We start from the raw sequence: 25,024 nt of genomic DNA, 5'->3' as shown, positions 1-25,024 counted from the left end.
TGATCGTGGGAACGACGCTATGAAGGATCTGCTTCACATTCGATCCGGCCAGCCCGAGAACGAGAGGTAGCGCCACCTCTACCTCTTGCGGACGGGGCCTCTTCCTGCCACGATGCGCGCAGTGTCACCCAGGGGAGGGGTTCCACATGGGGTGGGTTACTCACGCGCGCCGCGCCACAGTCCTGTCACTAGCCATCACCGCGCTCCTAGCCGCGGCGCCCATGGGCCAGGCAGCCACCAACCGCCCGCCGAACGTGCCCAACAACCTCCGGATCGCCGCCCCCCGGGATGTGCACTGCGGGCCGGACCACCGCCCCACTTTGGTACGGGACACCCCCGCGATCCAGGCAACCCTCACCGACCCCGACGGCCGCGCCCGCCGGCTCAGCCTCCGGGTCGAGGTCTACTCCGGGCTCACGGGCAGCCGCATCTGGGTCGGCCTCAGCCCCAGAGTCCTGAACCCGTCGACGGTCCGGATGTCCCTGTCGTCGAGGAAGGTCACCCACCCAGGTGTCTACCGCTGGCGAGTCCGGGCCGACGACACGATCATCGCCGGCAAGTGGTCGACGTTCTGCTACTTCAAGATCGACCGCCAGACCAGCGGGTGGATCGACTCCGTCGACTATCCGCGCTACCGCGGCGCCGAGCAGGGCTGGAATCCCGAGGAGGGTCGTGACAGGGCGTACGGGAAGCCTGGTCAAGCCGGCCGGTTCCGCCTGGTCGAAGACGATCGCCGCGGCGCGTTCTTCAAGTACCGCCTGAACAACGATCCGTGGCGGACCGCGACACCCACCGAGAGTGATCGTAGCGCGGTCGTCAGCGTGACCCCTTGGCGTTTCGGGCTGAATACCTTCAGCGCGTACGTGATCGACGAAGCCGGCAACACCTCGCAGGTGAACAAGTGGACGTTCCGCGTGGGTGGGGCGCCGCAGCCAGTCGCAGCCTGGCGGTTCGACGAGCGCTCCGGTGCCACCGCGGTCGACTACGTCGGCGATCACGACGCGAGGGTCACCAACGCCACGCCGACCTGGGAGAACACGGGGCGGCTGAACGGCACCCTGCGGCTCGGGTCCGGCGGCACCGCGGCGACGACCGGAGCGGTGGTCGACACCTCGAAGAGCTTCAGCGTGTCGGCGTGGGTCCGTCTCGACGGGACGCAGGACGCCAGGGTCGTCAGCCAGCCCGGGTTCGCGCTGCTGCGTTCCGGTGGCGCCTGGTCGTTCCAACGGCAGAGCACGGCGACGTTCGTCACCAAGGTCGCCAAGGGCCAATGGACCCATCTGCTCGGGGTGTACGACTCAGTCGCGCACGAGCAGCGGCTCTACGTCAACGGAAGACTCGAGGCGGAGGTTTCCGCCTTCGGGGGCAGCAGCGCGGCCGGGCCGCTCACGTTCGGGGCGCTGACCGGGGCGATCGACCACGTCAAGCTGTGGAACCGAGCCCTGCCGAGCGATGAGATCCGGCCGGTCTTCGACGTAGAGGACGGCGCACAGAAGCCGCAACCTGAGCTCGTGGCGCATTGGAAGTTCGATGAGGGAGCCGGCCCAGCCGCGGCCGACTCGAGCGGGCACGGCCACGCGGTCGACGTCGGCGCCGGGGTCGACTGGGTCGACGCCGGTGGCGGCTACGGCACCGCGCTCCGGCTGAACGCGCGCTCGGAAGGCACGGCACGAACCAAGGGACCGGTCGTCGACGGCACGGGTAGCTTCACGATCACCGCGCGCGTCAGGCCGCTCCGAGCCTCGGCGGTAGGCCCGGTCATCGCGCAGGGCGGTGCGGTTCCTGCCGGCTTCAGCGACCGTCCGAACGTCGAGCTGGCGATCACCAAGCCGGAGTGGTGGTGGACCTACGCATGGGCCATGTCGCGGAGCTCGAACTTCCTTGTCGATCGAAAGGAGAAGGGGAGCGACGGAATCTGGGGCCAGTGGCGGTACGCGGCGCTCGTTTACGACAGTGCTCGCGGCCTCCAGCGGAGCTATTACCTCACCGACCGTAGCTTTACCGACCTCGTGCCGAAGGTATGGCACAGCGATGAGCCGCTCACGTTCGGGGAGGTCCTGCCGAACAGCGAGTCCACGACGGCGTTCGTGGGGGACGTCGACGACGTCCGGGTGTACGCGGGGATTATGACCGAGGAGCAGGTGCGGGCGATCATCGACGCGGACTGATCCCCTCGCGCGGCGTTGGTTGGGGGATCGCGCACCATGTGGGGCATGACTAGCGTCGTTGTTGGGGTTGGGCCGCTGACCGAAGCGGACGTCGTTGCTGTCGCGAGGGGTGGTGCGGCGGTTGAGCTGAGTGCTGAGGCTGTGGCGGCCATTGAGGCGAGTCGGGCTGCCGTCGAGAAGCTGGCCGCGTCGCCGGAGCCGGCTTATGGCATCTCCACGGGGTTCGGGGCGCTCGCGACCAAGCACATTCCGGTCGAGCGGCGGGCCCAGTTGCAGCGGTCGCTGATCCGTTCGCACGCCGCCGGCTCCGGGCCTGAGGTGGAGCGGGAGGTCGTACGGGCGCTCATGCTGCTCCGGCTCTCCACGCTCGCCACCGGACGCACCGGCATCAGACTCCAGACAGCAAGGACCCTCGAGGCCCTGCTCAACCACGGCATCACGCCCGTCGTTCCCGAGTACGGAAGCCTCGGCTGCTCCGGCGACCTCGCCCCGCTCTCCCACGTCGCCGTCGTCCTCACCGGCGAGGGCACAGTCAGGCTCGACGGCCAGCTGCGACAGGCGGCCAACGCTCTCCGAGAGAAAGGCATCGAGCCCGTCACCCTCGCCGAGAAGGAGGGGCTCGCGCTCATCAACGGCACGGACGGGATGCTGGGCATGCTCGCGCTCGCCAGCCACGACCTCGAGATGCTGCTCAAAACCGCCGACCTCACCGCCGCGATGTCAGTCGAGGGCCTGCTCGGCACCGACCGCGTCTTCGCCGCCGACCTGCAAGCCCTCAGGCCGCACCCCGGGCAAGCTGAGGCGGCCAGGCACATGCGACAGCTCCTCGACGGCTCCAAGATCATGGACAGCCACCGCACCCCCGACTGCAACCGCGTGCAGGACGCCTACTCGCTCCGCTGCTCGCCCCAGGTGAACGGCGCCGCGAGAGACACCCTCGAGCACGCCCGCACGGTCGCCCAACGGGAGCTCCAAGCCGCCATCGACAACCCCGTCGTCCTCCCCGACGGTCGCGTGGAGAGCAACGGCAACTTCCATGGCGCTCCCGTCGCGTACGTCCTCGACTTCCTCGCGATCGTCGCCGCCGACGTCGCGAGCATGTCCGAACGCAGGACGGATCGGTTCCTCGACACCGCAAGAAGCCACGGCCTCAACGCGTTCCTCGCCCACGACCCCGGCGTCGACTCCGGCCACATGATCGCCCAGTACACCCAGGCCGGCATCGTGACTGAGCTCAAGCGCCTCGCCGCCCCCGCCAGCGTCGACTCGATCCCGAGCAGCGCGATGCAGGAGGACCACGTGAGCATGGGCTGGCACGCCGCCCGCAAGCTGCGCAAGGTCGTCGACGGCCTGACCAGGGTCCTCGCGATCGAGCTGCTCACCGCTGCCCGCGGCCTCGATCTCCGCGCACCCTTGACGCCTGCCCCCGCCACGAAAGCGGTCGTCGACAAGCTCCGCGAGACCGTCCCCGGCCCCGGTCCCGACCGCCTCCTCGCTCCCGACATCGAGGCCGCCGTCGAACTCGTCCGCAACGGCACCGCAATCGCCACCGCGGACCTCGTAGTGTCGGGGCAGGAGGTGAGCCGATGAACGAGGGACCCCGGACAGTCACCGCCCCGCGCGGCACGACCGTGCACGCCCAGGGCTGGCCGCAGGAAGCCGCGCTGCGGATGCTGCAGAACAACCTCGACCCCGAGGTCGCCGAGCACCCCGACGAGCTCGTCGTCTACGGCGGCACCGGCAAGGCCGCAAGAGACTGGCCCAGCTTCGAGGCGCTGATCCGTACGCTCGAGCACCTCAAGGGCGACGAGACCATGCTCGTGCAGTCCGGCCGCCCGGTCGGCGTGTTCCAGACGCACGAGTGGGCGCCGCGCGTGCTGCTCGCGAACTCCAACCTGGTCGGCGACTGGGCCAACTGGGAGGAGTTCCGCCGGCTCGAGGCACTCGGACTCACGATGTACGGGCAGATGACCGCGGGCTCGTGGATCTACATCGGCACGCAGGGCATCCTGCAGGGAACGTACGAGACGTTCGCCGCCGTCGCCGCCAAGCGGTTCGACGGCGACCTCGCCGGCACGATCACGCTGACCGCCGGGCTCGGCGGCATGGGCGGCGCGCAGCCACTCGCCGTGACGATGAACGGTGGCGTCGCGCTCTGCGTCGAGGTCGACGAGAGCCGCATCCGCCGCCGGATCGACCAGGGCTACCTCGGCGTCATGGCCGACTCGCTCGACCACGCGCTGCAGCTCGCGGAATGGGCCAAGCGTGAACGCAAGCCGCTCTCGATCGGCCTGCTCGGCAACGCCGCCGAGATCCACCCGAAGATCCTCGCGCGCGGCGTGCCCATCGACATCGTCACCGACCAGACGTCCGCGCACGATCCCCTTGCGTACTTGCCGATGGGCGTCGCGTTCGAGGACTGGAAGGCCGAACGGGAGAAGGACCCGGCCGCCTTCACCGAGCGCGCCCGCGAGTCGATGGCCAAGCACGTCGAGACCATGGTCGCGTTCTCCGACAACGACGCCGAGGTGTTCGACTACGGCAACTCGATCCGCGACGAGGCGCGCAAGGCCGGCTACAGCCGCGCGTTCGACTTCCCTGGCTTCGTGCCCGCGTACATTCGTCCCTTGTTCTGTGAGGGAAAAGGCCCGTTCCGCTGGGTCGCGCTGTCCGGTGACCCGGCCGACATCGCGGTGACGGACCGTGCGGTGCTCGACCTGTTCCCGGAGAACGAGCCGCTCGCGCGGTGGATTCGGCTCGCTGGCGAGAAGGTGCAGTTCCAGGGGTTGCCGGCCCGGATCTGCTGGCTGGGTTACGGCGAACGTGACAAGGCTGGCTTGCGCTTCAACGAGCTCGTCGCGTCCGGCGAAGTCAAGGCGCCGATCGTGATCGGCCGCGACCATCTCGACTGCGGCTCGGTCGCGTCGCCGTACCGCGAGACCGAGTCGATGCTCGACGGGTCCGACGCGATCGCGGACTGGCCGCTGCTCAACGCGATGGTCAACGTCGCCTCCGGTGCCTCGTGGGTCAGCATTCACCACGGCGGTGGCGTCGGCATGGGCCGTTCGATCCACGCCGGCCAGGTCTCGGTCGCTGACGGCACGCCGCTCGCGGCGCAGAAACTCGAACGGGTGTTGACGAACGACCCGGGCATGGGCGTGATCCGTCACGTCGACGCCGGGTACGAGCGCGCGTCGGAGGTCGCGACGGAACGTTCCGTCCGCGTGCCGATGCACGAGCACCCGCCCGAGGTGTCGTGACGTTCGACCAGCTCTGGACGGACCTGCATCCCGTCGGGCGTGATGACCGCTCTGGTGGATACCGCAGGTTCGTCTGGAGTGCCGAGGACCTGCAGTGCCGCGAGTGGTTCGTGGCCGAGGCGGCGAGGCGGTCGCTCGACGTCGTGACCGACCGCAACGGGAATCTCTTTGCCTGGTGGGGGAATCCCGACGCCTCCGGTCCGGGAGTGGTGACCGGTTCACATCTCGACTCGGTGCCGGACGGCGGCGCGTACGACGGTCCGCTCGGGGTCGTGTCGGCGTTCGCCGCCGTGGATCTCCTGCGTAGCAAGGGATTCCAGCCTGCCCGGCCACTCGGCGTCGCCGCGTTCGCCGACGAGGAAGGCGCTCGATTCGGCATCGCCTGCGCGGGATCGCGGCTGCTGACCGGCGCGTTGACGCCGGCGCGGGCGCTCGGTCTGACCGACAACGAGGGTACGACGTACGCGTCCGCGATGAGCGCCGCCGGCCACGACCCCGGCGGCGTGGGGCGGGACGAGGAGACGCTGCGGCGGATCGGCACGTTCGTCGAGCTGCACGTCGAGCAGGGCCGCGGCCTGGTCGACCTCGACGCGCCGGTCGCGCTCGCGGAGAGCATCTGGCCGCACGGACGTTGGCGTTTCACCTTCCGTGGCGAGGCAAACCACGCCGGTACGACGCTGATGGAGGACAGGCACGACCCGATGCTCACGTACGCGATGACCGCGCTCGCCGCGAACAAGCAGGCCCGCCTCGCCGGCGCCCGGGCGACGTTCGGGCGGATCGAGGTCGAGCCGAACGGGACGAACGCCGTGCCCTCGGAGGTGCGAGCCTGGCTCGACGCGCGCGCGGCCGACGACGAGACGCTCGGCATCCTCGTCGGCACGATCGGCAAGCAGGCAACGGATCGCGCCAGCCGCGACGGCACCACGACCGAGGTCACGCCGGAGTCGCTGACGCCGCTCGTCATGTTCGACCACGCCCTCCGCCAGCGGCTCGACGAGCGCCTCGGGGGCGTACCCACCCTGCCGACCCAGGCCGGGCACGACGCCGGCATCCTCGCCGACGCGGGCGTACCGGTCGCGATGCTGTTCGTCCGCAACCCGACGGGCGTCTCGCACTCGCCCGCGGAGTTCGCCGAGCGCGACGACTGCCTCGCCGGGGTCGACGCGCTCGCCGCCGTCCTCGAGGAGCTGCTCGCGTGACCACGTACTGGTGTGAGCACGCCTGGCTGCCTCCCGGCGTCGTGGCGGATCGGGTACTCGTCCACGTCGAAGGCGAACGGATCGTCGCCGTCGAGGCCGACGTCGATCCGTCGCCGGACGCGCACCGGTTCGCCGGCCTCACGTTGCCCGGGCTCGCGAACGCGCACTCCCACGCGTTCCATCGCGCGCTCCGCGGCCGGACCCACGGCGGCCGCGGCAGCTTCTGGACCTGGCGCGAACAGATGTACGACGTCGCCGCCATGCTCGACCCGGACAGCTACTACGAGCTCGCGCTCGCCACGTACGCGGAGATGGCGCTGGCCGGCGTCACTTGCGTGGGCGAGTTCCACTACCTGCACCACGCGCCCGGCGGCGTCCCGTATGCCGACCCGAACGCGATGGGCGTCGCGCTGATCGAGGCCGCGCGGGAGGCCGGGCTGCGGATCACGCTGCTCGACACGTGCTACCTGTCCGCCGGGTTCGGGCGGCCGCTCGACGGGGTCCAGCAGCGCTACGGCGACGGCGATGCCGACCGCTGGGCCGAACGCGTCGCCGAGCTGGACGGTGCGCCCGACCTCGTCATCGGCGCCGCCGTCCACTCCGTTCGCGCGGTGCCCGTCGACCAGCTGCCGGTGGTCGCGGCCGCGCTCCCGGACGCGCCGCTGCACGTCCACCTTTCGGAGCAGCGCAAAGAGAACTCCGACTGTCTCGCCGCGTACCGCACCACGCCGACGCAGCTGCTGAACGACGCCGGCGTCCTCGGGCCGCGCTCGACCGCCGTGCACGCGACCCACCTCGAGGCCAGCGACATCCGGACGTTGGGCGGCAGCCGTACGGCGATCTGCATGTGCCCGACGACCGAACGCGACCTCGCCGACGGCATCGGCCCCGCGCCCGCTCTCGCGCTGGCCGGCAGCCCGGTGTGCGTGGGCTCGGACAGCCAGGCGGTGATCGACCTGTTCGAGGAGGCGCGGGCGCTGGAGCTGAACGAGCGGCTGCGTACGGAGGAGCGCGGACACTGGTCACCGGACGACCTGCTGCGTGTCGTGACCGAGGACGGGCACGCGGCGCTCGGGTTCGCCGACGCGGGGATGCTCGCGCCGGGCGCCTGGGCCGACCTGGTGACCGTACGGACCACGACCGCCCGGACGGCGGGCGCCGAGCTCGACAGCCTCGTCTTCGCCGCGACCGCGACGGACGTGCACTCGGTGGTGTCCGGTGGGCGGGTCGTCGTCGCCGACGGGCAGCACGTGCTGGGCGACGTGGGTGAGCTGCTCGACCGTTCTCTTGGAGCGATCTGGAAGGCACTGGCATGAGCACGACCGCGCTGACGGGGATCGGCCTGCTGGTGACGAACGACCCGTCGCTCGGGTCCGGGCCGCTCGGCGAGATCCCGGACGCGGCGCTCGTCGTCGAGTGGGAGCGGGTCGTGTGGGTCGGTCCGTCCAGCCGGGTGCCGGACGCCGACCAGCGCGTCGACGCGGGCGGGCGCTGCGTGCTGCCGGGATTCGTCGACAGCCACGCGCACCTGGTGTTCGCCGGCGACCGATCGGCGGAGTTCGCGGCGCGGATGGCCGGTGAGTCGTACGCCGCTGGCGGCATTCGGACCACGGTGGCCGCCACGAGATCGTCCGCAGACGAACAACTCTCGGCGAACATCGCACGGCTCGTCGGTGAAATGCGCCGGCAAGGCACGACGACGTTCGAGATCAAGAGCGGATATGGCCTGACGGTGAACGACGAGAAACGTTCGCTTGCATTAGCCAAGGAATTCACCGAGGAAACCACGTTTCTCGGCGCCCACGTGATTCCCGAGGAATTCACCGGCCGTTCGGACGACTACGTCGAGCTCGTCGCGGGGCGGATGCTCGAGGCCTGCCGGCCTTATGCCCGCTGGGTCGACGTGTTTTGTGAGCGGGGCGCGTTCGACGCCGACCAGAGCCGCGCCGTGCTCGCGGCGGGCGCCGCGGCGGGCCTGGGCGTACGCGTGCACGCCAACCAGCTCGGTCCCGGGCCTGGCGTCCAGCTCGCCTGCGAGCTCGGGGCGGCCTCCGCCGACCACTGCACGCACCTCACGGACGCCGACGTGACCGCGCTCGCGGACTCCGGCGTGGTCGCAACCTTGTTGCCAGGCGCGGAATTCTCCACCAGATCGAGCTATCCGGACGCGCGGAGGCTGCTCGACGCGGGCGTCACCGTGGCGCTGGCGACGGACTGCAACCCGGGGTCGTCGTACACCTCGTCGATACCGTTCTGTATTGCTCTTGCCGTACGGGAGATGCGGATGACGCCTGCCGAGGCGGTCTGGGCCGCCACGGCTGGGGGCGCGCGGGCGCTGCGTCGCCAGGACGTGGGGGTCCTAAACCTGGGTTCGAGGGCCGATTTGGTGATCCTCGCCACACCGCACTACGTCCATCTGGCGTACCGGCCCGGTGTCCCTCTCGTCGCAGATGTCTGGATGTCAAGGTAAATCAAAATCGGACATATCCCGTTATAAAACGCATTGATTGGTCATTCTGAGTAGTGGTTTCGGTACGGTCCGAAGTCGTCCGGTGTTAATCCACAGGACTCGCCGAGTGGACTAGCAACACATCGGTTGATTGCCCTAGGCTCCGTGCTTTCTGTTATGTCCTCAAACCACCTCTTGGGGGGTCTCACCGTGAGATCGCGTCGCCTGGTCGGCGGCCTGGCAGCGTTCGCAACCGTCATCGGCGGCTCGGCGTTCGTCGCACTCGCTACGCCGGCCAACGCGGGCTCGAATCTGGGCATCGCGTTCGGCAGCAAAAGCCCGAGTTCCATCACTACCGAAAAGGGCAGTGACGGTCGGGTACACGTTCTCGAGGCCAAGGGCGGAACGATTGCTCGTCCGAGTGGCATTTCGGCGACTGACAAGCCGGAAAAAGCTGCCACGGCCCACCTCTCCCGTTACGCCGATGCCTTCGGCGTGAAGGCCAAGGACCTGAAGCTCAAGAAGTCCGCGGCCCTTACCGGGGGAAGCACAGTCCGATTCGACCAGGAAATCGATGGCGTCAAGGTCTTCGGTGGACAGCTGGTCGCGTCGCTCGACAAGGAGAACAACCTTCAGGCCATCGTGGGCGAGACGTCCTCGGCGACCTCGAAGTCGTTCCCCGCGCTGAACAAGCTTCAGCAAGGAATGCTCCGTGACACGGCTCGCAAGGCCGTGGCCATCAAGCAGAAGCTCACGAACAGCCGTGAGCTGAAGGCTGAGGCCCAGGGCCCGGAGTGGTTCGACCCGACGATCCTGGGTGCGCCCAAGAGCTTTGGGACGGACACGCGTGGTGTCTACCGGTTCGAGGTCACGAACCCGGCTGACGGCACGCGCTTCGGCGTTCTCGTCAACGCCAAGACCAAGAAGGCCGAGCTCGTCTACGACCTCGACCCGAAGGGCATCAAGCGCGTCATCTGCGACGCCAACAAGGCGCAAATCGACACGAGCGACCCGGCGAACTTCGCCTGTGGCCCGACGCTTCCGGTGAAGCGTGCCGAGGGCTCCGGCAACTCGGGTGTCGCCGACGTCGACAAGCTCTACCAGTACATGGGCGACACGTCCGTGCGCTACGCGAGCTACGTCAACGTCGACCTGACCGCTCTGATCGGCTTCGACTACAAGGACGGCAAGGGTAAGGCGCTTCGCGGGACTGTGAACCTCTGCACCCCCGACGACTGCCCGTACCCGAACGCGTTCTGGAACGGCCTGCAGATCACGCACGGCGAAGGCACCGCGGAAGACGACATCGTCGCCCACGAGCTGACGCACGGTGTGACCGAGCACACGAGCGAGCTGGCGTACCTCTGGCAGTCCGGTGCCCTCAACGAGGGTCTGTCGGACGTCATGGGTGAGCTGGTCGACCTCGGCAACAAGAGCGCTGACGACACCGCCGCCAACCGGTGGAAGATCGGCGAGGGTTCCTCGCTCGGTGTCATCCGCGACATGAAGGACCCGGAGGCGCAGGGACAGCCGTCGAAGATGACGTCGGCGGCGTGGGAAGACGACCCGCAGTTCCTCGACAACGGTGGCGTCCACACCAACAGCGGCGTGCTGAACAAGGCCGCGCAGCTGCTGACGGACGGCGGCAACTTCGGTGGGTACGACGTCAAGGGCATCGGCCCGGCGAAGGCGTTCAAGATCACCTGGACTCTGCAGAACCTGCTGACCCCGGGTGCGGACTACAAGGACGTCCTGCACTACTACCCGCTGTCCTGCCGCAAGAACATCGACCGCGCCAAGTCGTACATCACCGAGTCGGACTGCCAGCAGGTCGACAAGGTCGTTCGCGCGACCGAGATGTACAAGGACCCCGTCCAGGGTGCTCCGAGCAACGTCGACTACTGCGACAACGGCACCGTGAAGAGTGCTTACGTCCAGGGCTTCGAGAACAAGAACAGCGGCTGGAGCTTCCAGACCAAGGACCACGGTGCTGACGGTCTGAGCGGTTGGTTCCTGTCGGCTGAGGTGTTCTCGCGGTACGCCTCGGTGGGCGAAGAGGCAGCTGTTGCCTGGACGCTCGAGGGCGACGACGTGTACCTGACCCAGTCCGCTGGGGTCAAGGTGCCGGCGAACGGCTGGGTCCGGTTCGACCACGCCGACCTCATTGCTCCTGAGGACGGCGCCGAGCTGGAGTACTCGACCGGTCTGACCTGGAACGCTGCTTCCGGTCTGCCGAACACGCACGGCGAGTCCGTCGACAAGGCGTCGGTGGGTGGCAAGAGCTTCGACGGTGTGTCGAACGGCTGGAGTGCAAGCCGCTACGACCTGTCCAGCCTGGCTGGCCAGACCGTGAAGTTCCGCTTCCACGTCAACACCCCGACGCGGGACTCGGTGTTCTGGGTCGACAACCTCAAGGTGTACAGCTGCAGCTAGGTGAACACCTGGGTTACCCGGTAACTCAGTAGCGAAAGCAAGGCCCCTGCGGCGCTCCGGCGCCGGAGGGGCCTTCTTTCCGTCCACAGGGCCGTCGAGCGGCGAGTTGTCCACAGACCTCGTTCGGCTGGTCGCTTCCGGCTCGCGCATGCCGCAAGCTGGGAGTCACCAGGGCACCTTGACAACTCCACAGTGAGAGCTCGTCCCGTGGGTCGACGGTCCTCTTCAACGTTGACCCTCCGTCACGAATCCCGGTCGCCGTAGCGTCTGACCTGCGCGGAAAGCGCCGTTTCGTACCCGTACGTGACGGCGCGACACGCCGTGCTAGGCATGTCCGATATGAGGCATTAGGCTGCGCTCGCACTGTCAGTCCTAATTCCTCGTGATCGGGGGTTGTTGTGAAGTACCGACGCACAGTCGGCGGCATCGCCGCGCTGGCGACGGTGGCGAGCGCATCGGCGCTTGTTGCTTTCTCCTCGCCGTCCTATGCCGGCTCGACCACGGACCTGTCTTTTCTCGACCAGACGGTCCGCGGCCTCGAGAAGACCACTGACAACACCGTTGAGAAGCTTCTGGGCAGTAACGGTGATGTCAGTGTGATCAAGGCGAAGGGCGCGCCCATCGCACTTCCCAAGGGTGCTCCGGCATCCCCGACGGCCGAGCAGGCCGCCAAGATCCAACTCGACGCGCACGGGAAGCCGTTCGGCGTCAGCACCAAGGACGTCAAGATCATCAGCACCGCCAAGGTCGGCGATGGCGATGTCGTGAAGTTCCAGCAGTACAAGAACGACCTCCCGGTGTTCGCCGGCGAGGTCGTTGCTTCGATGGACAAGAAGGGCGGGCTCGAGGCCCTTCTTGGTGGCACCGTCAAGGGCGCGGTCGACTCCGTGCAGAACGTGGTGCCCAACCTGCAGTCCGCTCGTACCGCCAAGGAGTATGTGGCCAAGCGCGCCGACGTCTCCAAGGCCTTGCTGCTGACCGAGAGCAAGGGCAAGTGGATCTACAACCCGTCGACGCTCGGCGCCCCTGGCCCGTCCGTCAACCGGGTGGTCAACCGGTACGACGTCAAGAGCGTCGATGGACTCGTCGACTGGACCGTTCTGGTCGACCGGGGCTTCGGCATCGTGGCTCTCGGCTACAGCAACCACCACTACGCGGTGAACCGCAAGGTGTGCAACAACGCCAACAAGGCGAACGCCGACCTCGAGCAGAACGTGTGCGACGGCAAGACGCTGAAGTACGTCCGTTCTGAGGGCCAGGCGGCTGTCGGCGACGAAGAGGTCGACGACATCTACGACCAGCTGGGCAACACGGCGAAGTGGTACGCGCAGTACGGCGGCACCGACCTCACCGCTCTGGTCGGCACGGGTACCGATGGCAAGGCCCTGCGGGCGACCGCTCGGATCTGCGCGACGAACCAGCAGCCCGAGTGCCCGATGCAGAACGCGTTCTGGGGCAGTGGCCAGATGTACTTCGGTGAGGGCTTCGACCTGCTCGACATCACCGGGCACGAGGTCACGCACGGTGTGACCGAGAAGACCTCGGCGCTGCGCTACGCGTACCAGGCCGGTGCGATCAACGAGTCGATGTCCGACGTGTTCGGCGAGTACATCGACCTCGCGACGAACCCGTCGAAGGTCGGCACGGACCGCGCGTGGATCCTGGGCGACGACGACGCGAACCTGGGCTTCTTCCGCGACATGGAGGACCCGACCAAGTCGAGCGACCCGCAGCCGGACAAGATGACGTCGAACCAGTGGTTCAACGACGCCGAGTTCCGTGACTTCGGTGGCGTTCACGCCAACAGCGGTGTGGGCAACAAGGCCGGCTTCCTGCTCGGCTCTGAGGGCACGACGAAGTTCAACGGGTACGACGTTCGCGGTCTCGGTTTGAAGAAGGCGTGGAAGGTCTACTGGGCGACGCAGAACGTCCTGACGTCCGGTAGCGACTACAAGGATCTGTTCTACACACTGCCCGTCGCCTGCCGGAAGCTGGTTGGCAAGTCGGGCACGCAGGTCACGGCGGACGACTGCCGCCAGGTCGACAACGCCGTTCGCGCGACGGAGATGTACAAGAACGCCGCGTCCGCTGCGCCGGTCGCGACGCCGTACTGCGGCAACAAGGCGAAGGTCGCTGCCTCGACGTCGCAGGGCTTCGACGGTCCGAAGAAGCCTTCGGACTGGAACTTCGAGAAGGCCGCGCTGCTGAGCAACGCCGAGGCCGAGGTCGACTACGCGAACCGCGGCGCCGACTCTGCTCTGCTGTTCACGCAGGTCGCGGGTGGCGGTGCTCCTGAGGTGACGAGCGCGACCCTGAGCTCGGACCCGAAGGGCGTGCCGTCGAAGAGCCTGCTGCGCTTCGACTACGTGGCGTACTTCGGTTGGGCCGCGATCGACAACGTGACGTCGGCGCGTCTGGAGTACCGCGTGGGTGGCGGTGCCTGGAAGGCGGCCTCGGGCCTGGCCGGTGCGGTCAACCCGGGACCGTGGAAGGGTCACTCCTTCGGCTGGTCGTCGGCCAAGTACCCGCTCGACTCCCTCGCGGGCAAGCAGGTCGCTTGGCGCTTCGTGATGACCAAGGCGCCCTCGGACGCCGCGCAGATCGCGACGCTGAACGTGGACAACTTCAAGATCTACACCTGCAAGTAGTCCACTAGCTCCACCTGGTTACGCCGAGCCCCGGGATCCCTCGCGGATCCCGGGGCTTCGTCGTCGCTTGGGCCAGAATGTTGGAATGTCGTCCGGTGAGCTGCGAACTTTGCTGGTTGACGGATTCCGCTGGCTCGGCGATCGGACGGACGACGTCAGGTTGGCGGACCTCACCGGCTGGTGGCGTGATGCCGCGGTGTTGGCGGCCTTGGGGCCTGCGCTGGCCGCGCCGTTCCGCGACCTGAGTCCGACGGTGGTCATCGGACCCCAGTCGCGCGGCTGCCTGCTCGGCCCTCTGGTCGCGACGTCCATGGGTGTCGGCTTCGTCGAGGTGCGCAAGGATCCGGTCCGCGGGCCGGACAGCGAGCTGCGCCGGACCCTCCAGCTGAAGTCGCTCCTCCACCACTACGACCTCTAGGCCGAAGGGCTCACGGTTGATCAAACTGAGCTAGCTTGAGCAGATGGCTGACGCGCCACTGGCGGCACGGATGCGGCCGCGGACGGTCGACGAGATCGTCGGGCAGGAGCAGGTCATCGGACCGGGCAGGACCCTGCGCGCGCTGATCGAGCGCGACGAGCTGCGGTCCGCGATCCTCTGGGGGCCGGCAGGTACGGGCAAGACGACGATCGCGCACATCGTGGCCGACCGGACGAACGCGCCCGTCGAGAAGCTCTCCGCGATCTCCTCCGGCGTCGCCGACGTACGCAAGGTCATCGCGAACGCCCGCAAGGTGGGGCGGACCGTACTGTTCCTCGACGAGATCCACCGCTTCAACCGGGCGCAGCAGGACGCGTTCCTCGGCGCGGTCGAGGACGGCGTCATCGTGCTGATCGGCGCGACCACCGAGAACCCGTTCTTCGAGGTCAACTCCCCACTGCTCTCCCGCAGCCTGCTGTTCCGCCTCGAGCCCCTGTCGCCAGAGAACGTCGTCACGTTGCTCCGCCGCGCGCTCACCGACGAGCGCGGTCTCCCCGGCACGGCCGCTGACGACGAGGCGCTCGCATGGATCGCGGACAAGAGCGGCGGCGACGCACGTACCGCGTACAACGCGCTCGAAGCCGGCGCCGAGCTCGCGGCCGCCCGCGGCGACGACCGCGTCACGCTCGACGACGCCCAGCAGGCTCTCGCCCGGCGCGCGATCCGGTACGACAAGGCGCAGGACCGGCACTACGACGTGATCTCGGCGTTCATCAAGTCGATGCGCGGCTCCGATCCGGACGCGGCTCTGTTCTGGCTGTTCGAGATGATCGAGGGCGGCGAGGACCCGAAGTTCATCGCTCGCCGGATGATCGTTCTCGCGTCGGAGGACATCGGCCTCGCCGACCCGCAAGCCTTGGTGATCGCGACGGCGGCGGCGCAGGCGAACGAGTACGTAGGTCTCCCCGAGTCGGCCTTCGCCCTAGCCCAGGCGGCTGTGTATCTGTCACTGGCACCCAAGTCGAACGCGATCATGCGCGCGATGATCAAGGCCAAGGAAGACGTCGCGGCGCGGTCGCACGAGGTCCCGGCCCACCTGGGCGGCTCCGACAAGGCGCGCGGTCGGAAGCTCGCCAGCCAGGGCAAGGGCTACAAGTACCCGCACGCCTATCCCGACGGCGAGGTCGAGCAGTCCTACCGCCCGCCTGAGCTGGAGGGTAAGACGTACTGGGATCCGGAGCCTGACCACACGTTCAAGAAGTAGCGGCAGATGGAGCACGTCCCGCACGCCCACCCCACGCGGAGCAGGACCACCGCCCACCCATGCTGACCCACGTCAGGAAGATTCGCTACCAAGCGTCAGGGCGAGCTCGTCCGATGTCAGCGTGCGCATCTCGCGGAGGATCAGGACGCTCGCGATGCGAGGCGTATGGCAGGTCGTGTTCGTTTGGTCGCCGGTGCAGTATTCATTTGGCCATCGTGCTCATATTCGTTTGGTCGCTAAGTTGATGTGCGTTTGGTCGCTAGGTGCGTGGCCATCTGGTCGCAGGTTCGCTGGACAGGTAGCCGCAGATTCGCTGGACAAATGGCCGCAGGGAGATGGCCGGGGAACAACGGGTGGGTGCCGAGAGTTGAGCCCAGTAGACTCAGCTTGGTTGACTGGCTGAGTCGCGACAAAGACGACCCGGCGCGCTACGCTCGACCCGTCTCACGCGGGCGTGCGATCGCGCCAGACAGGAACCGGCGAGGGGCCAGACCGGCCGACTCCCGGACAGATCAGTGGAGGAAGCACCATGGCCCGAGCGGTCGGTATTGACCTTGGTACCACGAACTCCGTCGTCGCGATCCTCGAAGGCGGCGAGCCCACGGTCGTGACGAACGCCGAGGGTTCCCGGACGACGCCGTCAGTGGTGGCGTTCGCCAAGAGCGGCGAGGTCCTCGTCGGCGAGGTCGCCAAGCGGCAGGCGGTGACGAACGTCGACCGCACGATCCGCTCCGTCAAGCGCCACATGGGCACCGACTGGAAGCAGCAGATCGACGACAAGAGCTTCACCCCGCAGCAGATCTCCGCGTTCATCCTGCAGAAGCTCAAGCGCGACGCCGAGGCCTACCTCGGTGAGACCGTCACCGACGCGGTGATCACCGTTCCCGCGTACTTCTCCGACGCGCAGCGCCAGGCCACGAAGGAAGCCGGCGAGATCGCCGGCCTGAACGTGCAGCGCATCATCAACGAGCCCACCGCCGCCGCGCTCGCGTACGGCCTGGACAAGGGCTCGGACCAGACCATCCTCGTCTTCGACCTCGGCGGCGGCACGTTCGACGTGTCCCTCCTGGAGATCGGCGACGGCGTCTTCGAGGTCAAGGCCACGAACGGTGACAACCACCTCGGCGGCGACGACTGGGACCAGAAGATCGTCGACTGGCTGGTCGTCCAGTTCAAGAACAAGCAGGGCATCGACCTGAGCGCCGACAAGATCGCCAAGCAGCGCCTCACCGAGGCCGCGGAGAAGGCGAAGATCGAGCTCTCCAGCGCCAGCGAGTCCAACATCAACCTGCCGTACATCACGCTCGGCGAGTCCGGACCGCTGCACCTCGAAGAGAAGCTGACGCGCAGCCAGTTCCAGCAGATGACCAGCGACCTGCTCGAGCGCACGCGGCGTCCGTTCGAGCAGGTGCTCAAGGACGGGGGCATCCCCGTCGACAAGATCGACCACGTCATCCTGGTCGGCGGCAGCACCCGCATGCCGGCCGTCGCGGACCTGGTCAAGGAGCTGACCGGCGGCAAGGAGCCCAACAAGGGCGTCAACCCCGACGAGGTCGTCGCCGTCGGTGCGTCCCTGCAGTCCGGCGTCCTCAAGGGCGAGGTCAAGGACGTTCTGCTCCTCGACGTCACCCCGCTGAGCCTCGGCATCGCGACCAAGGGCGGCGTGTTCACCAAGATCATCGAGCGCAACACCACGATCCCGACCAAGCGCTCCGAGGTCTTCACCACGGCCGAGGACAACCAGCCAAGCGTGATGATCGAGGTCTTCCAGGGCGAACGTGAGATGGCCCGCGACAACAAGAGCCTCGGCAACTTCGAGCTCACCGGCCTCCCGCCGGCGCCGCGGAACGTCCCGCAGATCGAGGTCGCGTTCGACATCGACGCGAACGGCATCGTGCACGTCTCCGCGAAGGACCTGGCCACGGGTCGCGAGCAGCGGATGGCCGTCACCGGTGGCTCCGCGCTGCCCAAGGACGACATCGACAAGATGATCCGCGACGCCGAGCAGTACGCCGAGGACGACCGCAAGCGCCGCGAGCAGGCGGAGCTGCGCAACACCTCCGACACGCTCGTCTACCAGACCGAGAAGTTCCTCGCCGACAACCCCGACACGGTTCCGGCCGAGGCCAAGACCGAGGTCGAGGCCGACATCCAGGCGCTGAAGAAGGCGCTCGAGGGCGAGGACAACGACGTTCTCAAGACGGCGTTCGACAAGCTCTCCGACTCCCGCACGCGGATGGGTGCCGCGATCTACGCGAACGCCCAGCAGCAGCAGACGAGCGAGGGTGGCGAGGCGCCGCAGGGCGACGCGACCACGACCGACGAGAACGCGACCAGCGACGACGACGTCGTGGACGCCGAGATCGTCGACGAGGACACCAGCGACACCGACGGGAAGACCGACACCGACGGGCAGGGTGGTCAGAAGTGACGCAGGAAGGCCGGGACCCCGAGGCCGGTGAGCAACGCGGCCACGTCGTTCACGACCGTCGGCGTATCGACCCCAAGACCGGAGAGGCACGCAAGGTGCAGGGAAGAGGAGCGCCCGCCGACGCGGCGGCGGCCAGCGGGATGACCGCGGGCCAGCCGCCGGTGGACGCCGCTGGCGAGGCGCCGGCGCAGGTCGCGGAGCTCGAGCAGAAGCTGGCCGAACGTACTGCCGACCTGCAGCGCCTGCAGGCGGAGTACGTCAACTACAAGCGGCGCGTCGACCGGGACCGCGACGTCAACCGGGAGCTCGCGGTGGCGAACGTGCTCACCGAGCTGCTGCCGGTCGTCGACGACATCGGCCGCGCGCGTGAGCACGAGGAGCTCCAGGGCGGGTTCAAGGCGGTGTCCGAGGCGCTCGAGACGATCCTCGGCAAGCTCGGCCTGGTGCGGTACGGCGAGGTCGGCGACGCGTTCGACCCGCGCATCCACGAGGCGCTGATGCACGCGTACTCCGACGAGGTCGACGGGCCGACGTGCTCGGCGATCCTGCAGCCGGGCTACCGGCACGGCGAGCGAGTGCTGCGCGCCGCGCGCGTCGCGGTCGTCGAGCCGACGGTCGGACTGCCGCCGCAAGCGGCCGCCCAGCCAGAGGCCGCGCCGGAGGCAGCGGAGACGACCGAGGCAGCCCCGGAGGACCTGGGCGATCTCGGTGACATCCTCGCCGGCGACGACGTCACCTCCGAATCAGCCGAAGATGAGAAGAAGTAGCCAAGAGCGCACGTCTACAGGGAGGTGATGAGCGCCGATGGGCACGAAGGAATGGCTCGAGAAGGACTTCTACAAGGTGCTCGGCGTCTCCAAGGACGCGTCGCAAGAGGACATCAAGAAGTCGTATCGCAAGCTGGCAAGGCAAAACCACCCCGACGCCAACAAGGGTGACACCAAGTCGGAGGAACGCTTCAAGGAGGTCTCCGAGGCGTACTCGGTGTTGTCCGACCCGGCGAAGCGCAAGGAGTACGACGAGGCGCGCTCGCTGTTCGGCAACGGTGGCTTCCGGTTCCCCGGTGGTCAGGGTGGTGGCCAAGGCGGCGGGTTCAACTTCGACCTGAACGACATCTTCACCCAGCGGCAGGGCGGCGGCGGTCAGGGCGGCGGTCTCGGCGACATCCTCGGTGGCATCTTCACCCCGGGTGGGCGTACGACGACCAGGACGCCGCCCGGCGCGCGCCCGCGCCGGGGTGCCGATGTCGAGACCGAGGCCACGATCGGGTTCACCGACGGGGTCAACGGCGTCACCGTTCCGCTCCGCATGACGAGCGAGGCGGCCTGCCCGGACTGCATGGGGACGGGCGCGAAGGCCGGCACCGTTCCGCGCGTCTGCCCGGAGTGCGAGGGCGTCGGCATGAAGGCGACCACGCAGGGAGGCACGCTCTCGATCACCGAGCCGTGCCGCAACTGCAAGGGGCGCGGGCTCGTCGTCGACGACCCGTGCCCGACCTGCCACGGCTCCGGCCGCGGTACGTCGTCGCGCACGATGCAGGTTCGCATCCCGTCCGGCGTGGCCGACGGGCAGCGGATTCGCCTGCGGGGCAAGGGCGCTCCCGGTGAGCGCGGCGGCCCGGCCGGCGACCTGTACGTGACCGTGCATGTCAGCGCGCACGAGAAGTTTGGCCGCAAGGGCGAGCACCTCACGTTGACCGTGCCGATCTCGTTCCCCGAGGCGGCTCTCGGCGGCGAGGTGCAAGTGCCGACGCTCGAGGGGCCCGAGGTCAAGCTGAAGATCCCGGCGGGCACGCCGAACGGCCGGACGTTCCGCGTACGTGGCAAGGGCACGGCACGGCGCGACGGTACGAAGGGCGACCTGCTGGTGACGGTCGAGGTGGTCGTCCCCGATCACCTCGACGAGAAGGCGAAGGAAGCCCTGGACGCCTACCGACGCGCGGTGGGTGACCCCAGCGCGGCACAGGGAGGTAGCTGATGCCCACCGAACGCCGCCGTCCGTTCGACGTCACGCTGGACGAGGACACTCCGGTGTACGTGATCAGCGTGGCGGCTCAGCTCACCGGTCTGCACCCGCAGACGCTTCGCACCTACGACCGGCTCGGCCTGGTGTCCCCAGGCCGGACCGGCGGGGGCGGGCGGCGGTACTCGCTGCGTGACATCGAGATCCTTCGACACGTCACGCAGCTGACCGCAGCGGGGATCGGGCTGGAGGGCGTACGCCGCATCCTCGAGCTGGAGCACCTCGTCGAGGCGCTGCAGGATCGAGTGTCCGACCTGGAGGAACAGCTGGAAAGCACCCAGGTCGCGATGGAACGCGCGTACGAGCAAGCCGCGTTCCTGCCCGAGCTCCTGCCGCAACAGACGCAGGCGGTCGTGCTCTGGCAGGGCAAGCGGCGTCGACGGCGCTAGTGGGAACACCCAAGATCCGCAGCACCTTAGGGGACTCAGAAACGTATGGACGCACAGAAGCTGACCACGAAGAGCCAGGAGGCGTTGTCGGCGGCGGTGCGTGAGGCTTCGACCGCGGGCAACCCGTCGGTCGAGCCGATGCACCTCCTGCACACGTTGCTGGCTGTGCCAGAGAGCACCGCCGGCGGACTCCTCGAAGCGGTCGGCGCGGACCGCAACGCGGTCGCGCAATCCGCGGTTGACGGGGTCAAGCGGCTGCCTGCCGCGAGCGGAAGCTCAGTGCAGGCGCCGAATCTTGCCCGCCCGCTGTTCCAGGTCCTGTCGATCGCGCAGGACCGCGCGACCGAGCTGGGCGACGAGTACGTCTCGACCGAGCATCTGCTCGTCGGACTCGCGACCGTCGGCAGCCCGGCCAAGGACATCCTCACGAAGGTCGGTGCGACTCCCGAGGCCCTGCTCGCCGCGTTCGCCAAGATGCGCGGCTCGCAGCGGGTGACCTCGCCCGACCCGGAGAGCACGTTCAAGGCGCTGGAGAAGTACAGCGTCGACCTGACCGACCGAGCGCGCGAGGGCAAGCTCGACCCGGTGATCGGGCGGGACACCGAGATCCGTCGCGTGATCCAGGTGCTTTCCCGGCGTACGAAGAACAACCCGGTGCTGATCGGTGAGCCCGGCGTCGGCAAGACCGCGGTCGTCGAGGGGCTGGCGCAGCGGATCGTCGCGGGCGACGTCCCCGAGTCGCTGAAGGGGCGGCGGCTGGTGTCGCTCGACCTCGGCGCGATGGTGGCGGGCGCGAAGTACCGCGGCGAGTTCGAGGAGCGGTTGAAGGCCGTCCTCGCGGAGATCAAGGACTCCGAGGGGCACGTGATCACGTTCATCGACGAGCTGCACACCGTCGTCGGCGCCGGCGCGACCGGCGACGGCTCGATGGACGCGGGCAACATGCTGAAGCCGATGCTCGCGCGCGGCGAGCTGCGGATGATCGGCGCGACGACGCTGGACGAGTACCGCCAGCGCATCGAGAAGGACCCCGCGCTGGAACGCCGGTTCGCCCAGGTGTACGTCGGCGAACCGACCGTCGAGGACACGATCGCCATCCTGCGTGGACTTTCCGAGCGGTACGAGGCGCACCACAAGGTGCAGATCTCCGACGCCGCGCTGGTGGCGGCGGCGACGCTGTCCAACCGGTACATCACCGGACGCAAGCTGCCGGACAAGGCGATCGACCTCGTGGACGAGTCGGCGAGCCGGCTGCGGATGGAGATCGACTCGAGCCCGATCGAGATCGACCAGCTGCGGCGCCAGGTCGACCGGATGAAGATGGAGGAGCTCGCGCTCTCCAAGGAGGACGACCCGGCTTCGCAGGAACGCCTTGCCCGCTTGCGTGGTGAGCTCGCGGATCGCGAGGAGCAGCTGCGCGGGCTGGAGGCGCGGTGGGAGAAGGAGAAGTCCGGCCTCAACCGTGTTGGTGACGCGAAGCAGCAGTTGGACGACCTGCGGGTGCAGGCCGAACGGGCGCAGCGTGAGGGCGACCTGGAGACGGCTTCGCGGATCCTGTACGCGGAGATTCCTCAACTGGAGAAGGAGCTCGACGACGCGGACTCTTCTTCGCCGTCCTCGGAGGAGGCCCTGGATGAGGTGCCGCCGATGGTGCGCGACGAGGTCGGGCCGGACGAGATCGCCGACGTTGTCTCTTCGTGGACGGGGATTCCGACCGGGCGGCTGCTCGAGGGGGAGACCGGGAAGCTGCTCCGGATGGAGGACGAGCTCGGGAAGCGTCTGATCGGTCAGAAGCGCGCGGTCGCGGCGGTGTCGGATGCCGTACGTCGTGCGCGGGCTGGGATTTCCGATCCGGACCGTCCGACGGGGTCGTTCCTGTTCCTGGGTCCGACGGGTACGGGCAAGACGGAGCTGGCGAAGGCCTTGGCGGAGTTCTTGTTCGACGACGAGCGGGCGATGGTCCGGATCGACATGTCGGAGTACTCCGAGAAGCACTCGGTGGCGCGGCTGGTGGGTGCGCCGCCGGGATATGTGGGCTACGAAGAGGGCGGCCAGCTGACCGAGGCCGTGCGGCGGCGTCCGTACTCGGTGATCCTGCTCGACGAGGTCGAGAAGGCGCACCCGGAGATCTTCGACGTGCTGCTGCAGGTGCTGGACGACGGGCGGCTGACCGATGGGCAGGGTCGTACGGTCGATCTGCGGAACGTGATCCTGATCCTGACCAGCAACCTGGGCTCGCAGTACCTCGCGGATCCGGCGATGCCGGAGGACAAGAAGCGCGAGATGGTGATGAACGTCGTGCGCAACTCGTTCAAGCCGGAGTTCCTCAACCGGCTCGACGAGGTCGTGCTGTTCGACGCGCTGGGCAGCGAGGAGCTGACCCGGATCGTCGACCTCCAGGTTGCGTTGTTGGCGCGCCGCCTTGCCGAGCGGCGGATCATCCTGGACGTGACCGACGGCGCGAAAGAGTGGCTGGCCCTGACAGGCTACGACCCGGTCTACGGCGCCCGGCCGTTGAAGCGTCTGGTGCAGTCGGCGATCGGCGATGAGCTGGCGCGCAAGCTGTTGGCTGGCGACGTGCGGGACGGGAACACGGTGTTCGTGGACGTCAACGAGGACAAGGACTCCCTGGAGATCCGCACCGAGTCGGTGCCAGCCATCCCGGCCTAGTGCCTGTGACGAAGGTGGCTGGAGCGAAGCGGTGGCGTCTTGGCATGGCTGACGAGCAGGCTGGCCCCTGGTGTTCCTAGGTGGCTCCTCGGTGGCTCCGGCGCAACTCCCCGGTGCAAAGGGCCGTTGATCATGTTTACATGGTCATTAGCCCCTTTACGTGGGGTGGACGCCAGGTAGAGGGGTGGTTGGCCGGGTGAGGTGCCCCCCAGCCGGCGGCGCGCACTCCGCCGGCCCCGGCCATGGTTAGGCGGCCGGGGTGAGGCGGTGGTTGCGGAGTGGTCGGCGCTGGGAGTCGATCCAGTCCGGGGGTAAGAACTCGGGTAATCCGTCGAGTGCGATTCGGATTTGCCATGCGCCTTGGTGGATGAGGCGGTGGTGGTAGCCGCAGAGCAGTACCCCGTTGTCGCGGGTGGTGGGTCCGCCTTTACTCCACGGGACAACGTGGTGGGCGTGGCACCAGCCTGGTGGCCGGTCGCATCCGGGGAAGGCGCAGCCGCCGTCGCGGAGTTCGAGGATGCGGCGGAGTTTGCCTTGGAACAGCCGCTGTTGGGTGTCGGTCAGCAGTGTGACTCTGCCAGGCTGGTCCTCGGGCTTCACGAGGTAGGTGCGGTCGGCTTCGCACATGAGTTGGTCGACGAGTTTGCGGGACAGTTCGATCCCGGTGTGCAGGGTCCGGCCACCCGTGCGGGTGACGGTGACGACCAGCTGGGTGGGATTCCCGCCATGAGAGGGCACCAACCGCTCAGCGAGCAGTCGCCGGCAGGCCTCGTCCAGAGCATCCACATTGCGCTGCTCGGGGAGGCGGGTGTCACGTCCGTCGGGTCCGGGCTGCGGTGCGGCGAGCGGGTCGAGAACCAGCTTGAGGCGTTCCCCGACCACCTTCGGCAGCCGGGCGGTGACCCGCCACGTGCCTGACGTGGCGTCGAAGGACATACGCAGGAACCGGTCGCGTTCGGCGCTGGCTTCTTCTTGTTTGAGCTTCAGTTCCAGGACCTGGTCGGCAAGGTCCGGAGCGACGGTCTCCAAGAGCCGGTTCCCGACCTTCGACAAGACCTTCGGGTCGAAGGTGGCTGCGCTCTCTAACAGGGTGGCTTCGACCTCGGAGCGGAGTTCCGGGGTCGAGATCTGCGGCGGCAGCATCGTCACGACCCGCGAGATCACCCGCGCATGCGGAACAGAGATCTCGCCCTCAGCTAACGCCCGCGCGGTGGCAGGAAGCTCGGCGTCGAGGTGGCTGGCGAGCTTCACCATCGCACCCGCCTCAGCCGAAGGAACACGAAGGACGCCGGCGACCCATTGCGCGGTGTTCGCCGCACCCGCCGACACGGCGAGGTTCCGGGCGTCGGCCTCGCGGATCAGCTCGAGCCGGCGGGCTTCGTGCCGGTGGAGGGCGGCCTGGTTGTCGAGGAGTGCGGTGGCGAGTTGGTCATCAGACATCGACCACGCCGACACACCATCGGCGCCGCCGATAGTGTTCGAGCAAGTGGTCGATTCCATAGCACAATTCTACCAGCCGAATCAGGCTAATGCCCAACCCAGCAAGGGCAACCTCCCGGCTCCATCCGAGCCACGAGCAAGCCCGGGGGCTCCACAAGCAACCCAAGCACGGCAGCAAACCTGGAGGTAAGCAGGCCTTGCCCGGGACACTGTTCCGGGGGCAGGGGCGG

At 68.1% G+C, this 25,024-nt stretch carries 16 protein-coding genes; 15 read left to right on the top strand and 1 reads right to left on the bottom strand.

What is annotated here, in order from left to right; genetic code table 11:
* The first annotated feature begins 221 nt into the window (after window positions 1-221).
* From JOD67_RS03870 to clpB, 15 genes are all read left to right on the top strand, one after another.
* Window positions 222-2,168, top strand: coding sequence for a LamG domain-containing protein (locus JOD67_RS03870; RefSeq protein ID WP_205115278.1), 1,947 nt, complete (start codon window positions 222-224; stop codon window positions 2,166-2,168).
* A 45-nt stretch (window positions 2,169-2,213) separates the two neighbouring features.
* Complete coding sequence (gene hutH, locus JOD67_RS03865; protein WP_205115276.1) at window positions 2,214-3,758, top strand: histidine ammonia-lyase; 1,545 nt, start codon at window positions 2,214-2,216, stop codon at window positions 3,756-3,758.
* Entirely contained in the window at window positions 3,755-5,428 is a 1,674-nt protein-coding gene (gene hutU / locus JOD67_RS03860; protein ID WP_205115269.1) for a urocanate hydratase, read from the top strand. The genes hutH and hutU overlap by 4 nt, the downstream gene beginning before the upstream one ends.
* Window positions 5,425-6,630, top strand: coding sequence for an allantoate amidohydrolase (locus tag JOD67_RS03855; protein ID WP_205115267.1), 1,206 nt, complete (start codon window positions 5,425-5,427; stop codon window positions 6,628-6,630). The genes hutU and JOD67_RS03855 overlap by 4 nt, the downstream gene beginning before the upstream one ends.
* Entirely contained in the window at window positions 6,627-7,946 is a 1,320-nt protein-coding gene (locus tag JOD67_RS03850) for a formimidoylglutamate deiminase (protein ID WP_205115265.1), read from the top strand. Before JOD67_RS03855 ends, JOD67_RS03850 begins: the two co-directional genes overlap by 4 nt.
* A complete protein-coding gene (gene hutI / locus JOD67_RS03845) occupies window positions 7,943-9,100 on the top strand; it encodes an imidazolonepropionase (RefSeq protein WP_205115263.1) in 1,158 nt (385 codons plus the stop codon). The genes JOD67_RS03850 and hutI overlap by 4 nt, the downstream gene beginning before the upstream one ends.
* Window positions 9,101-9,574: 474 nt before the next feature.
* Entirely contained in the window at window positions 9,575-11,512 is a 1,938-nt protein-coding gene (locus JOD67_RS03840) for a M4 family metallopeptidase (RefSeq protein WP_205115261.1), read from the top strand.
* Between the two features lie 398 nt (window positions 11,513-11,910).
* Entirely contained in the window at window positions 11,911-14,160 is a 2,250-nt protein-coding gene (locus JOD67_RS03835) for a M4 family metallopeptidase (protein WP_205115253.1), read from the top strand.
* An 85-nt stretch (window positions 14,161-14,245) separates the two neighbouring features.
* Window positions 14,246-14,578: a type I phosphoribosyltransferase gene (locus tag JOD67_RS03830; protein ID WP_205115245.1), complete on the top strand. Its 333-nt coding sequence runs from the start codon at window positions 14,246-14,248 to the stop codon at window positions 14,576-14,578.
* A 43-nt stretch (window positions 14,579-14,621) separates the two neighbouring features.
* The gene (locus JOD67_RS03825) at window positions 14,622-15,842 is read left to right on the top strand and encodes a replication-associated recombination protein A (protein ID WP_205115243.1); all 1,221 of its coding nucleotides are present in this window, start codon (window positions 14,622-14,624) and stop codon (window positions 15,840-15,842) included.
* Window positions 15,843-16,371: 529 nt separating this feature from the next.
* Window positions 16,372-18,273 (top strand): molecular chaperone DnaK, encoded by a 1,902-nt coding sequence (gene dnaK, locus JOD67_RS03820; protein WP_205115241.1) that lies wholly within the window; start codon window positions 16,372-16,374, stop codon window positions 18,271-18,273.
* Entirely contained in the window at window positions 18,270-19,040 is a 771-nt protein-coding gene (gene grpE, locus JOD67_RS03815; protein ID WP_307782265.1) for a nucleotide exchange factor GrpE, read from the top strand. Before dnaK ends, grpE begins: the two co-directional genes overlap by 4 nt.
* Window positions 19,041-19,077: 37 nt before the next feature.
* The gene (dnaJ, locus tag JOD67_RS03810) at window positions 19,078-20,250 is read left to right on the top strand and encodes a molecular chaperone DnaJ (RefSeq protein ID WP_205115233.1); all 1,173 of its coding nucleotides are present in this window, start codon (window positions 19,078-19,080) and stop codon (window positions 20,248-20,250) included.
* Window positions 20,250-20,684, top strand: coding sequence for a heat shock protein transcriptional repressor HspR (locus tag JOD67_RS03805; protein ID WP_205115225.1), 435 nt, complete (start codon window positions 20,250-20,252; stop codon window positions 20,682-20,684). The genes dnaJ and JOD67_RS03805 overlap by 1 nt, the downstream gene beginning before the upstream one ends.
* A 45-nt stretch (window positions 20,685-20,729) precedes the next feature.
* Window positions 20,730-23,354, top strand: coding sequence for an ATP-dependent chaperone ClpB (clpB, locus tag JOD67_RS03800; RefSeq protein WP_205115223.1), 2,625 nt, complete (start codon window positions 20,730-20,732; stop codon window positions 23,352-23,354).
* A gap of 246 nt (window positions 23,355-23,600) precedes the next feature.
* Here the strand turns inward: clpB and JOD67_RS03795 are convergent, their stop codons facing one another.
* Window positions 23,601-24,854: an HNH endonuclease signature motif containing protein gene (locus tag JOD67_RS03795; RefSeq protein ID WP_205115205.1), complete on the bottom strand. Its 1,254-nt coding sequence runs from the start codon at window positions 24,852-24,854 to the stop codon at window positions 23,601-23,603.
* Window positions 24,855-25,024: the final 170 nt, after the last annotated feature.

The sequence above is a fragment of the Tenggerimyces flavus genome (genome assembly GCF_016907715.1).
Lineage (GTDB): Bacteria > Actinomycetota > Actinomycetes > Propionibacteriales > Actinopolymorphaceae > Tenggerimyces > Tenggerimyces flavus.
Note: the sequence above shows the minus strand (reverse complement) of the source record. Positions and strands in the feature narration are given on the sequence as shown.

Excerpts from the sequence above, each read along its gene's own strand:
- JOD67_RS03870 (WP_205115278.1), top strand. The coding sequence starts at position 222 with ATGGGCCAGGCAGCCACCAACCGCCCGCCGAACGTGCCCAACAACCTC.
- hutH (WP_205115276.1), top strand. The coding sequence starts at position 2,214 with ATGACTAGCGTCGTTGTTGGGGTTGGGCCGCTGACCGAAGCGGACGTC.
- hutU (WP_205115269.1), top strand. The coding sequence starts at position 3,755 with ATGAACGAGGGACCCCGGACAGTCACCGCCCCGCGCGGCACGACCGTG.
- hutI (WP_205115263.1), top strand. The coding sequence starts at position 7,943 with ATGAGCACGACCGCGCTGACGGGGATCGGCCTGCTGGTGACGAACGAC.
- JOD67_RS03830 (WP_205115245.1), top strand. The coding sequence starts at position 14,246 with ATGTCGTCCGGTGAGCTGCGAACTTTGCTGGTTGACGGATTCCGCTGG.
- JOD67_RS03825 (WP_205115243.1), top strand. The coding sequence starts at position 14,622 with ATGGCTGACGCGCCACTGGCGGCACGGATGCGGCCGCGGACGGTCGAC.
- dnaK (WP_205115241.1), top strand. The coding sequence starts at position 16,372 with ATGGCCCGAGCGGTCGGTATTGACCTTGGTACCACGAACTCCGTCGTC.
- dnaJ (WP_205115233.1), top strand. The coding sequence starts at position 19,078 with ATGGGCACGAAGGAATGGCTCGAGAAGGACTTCTACAAGGTGCTCGGC.
- JOD67_RS03805 (WP_205115225.1), top strand. The coding sequence starts at position 20,250 with ATGCCCACCGAACGCCGCCGTCCGTTCGACGTCACGCTGGACGAGGAC.
- clpB (WP_205115223.1), top strand. The coding sequence starts at position 20,730 with ATGGACGCACAGAAGCTGACCACGAAGAGCCAGGAGGCGTTGTCGGCG.
- JOD67_RS03795 (WP_205115205.1), bottom strand. The coding sequence starts at position 24,854 with ATGGAATCGACCACTTGCTCGAACACTATCGGCGGCGCCGATGGTGTG.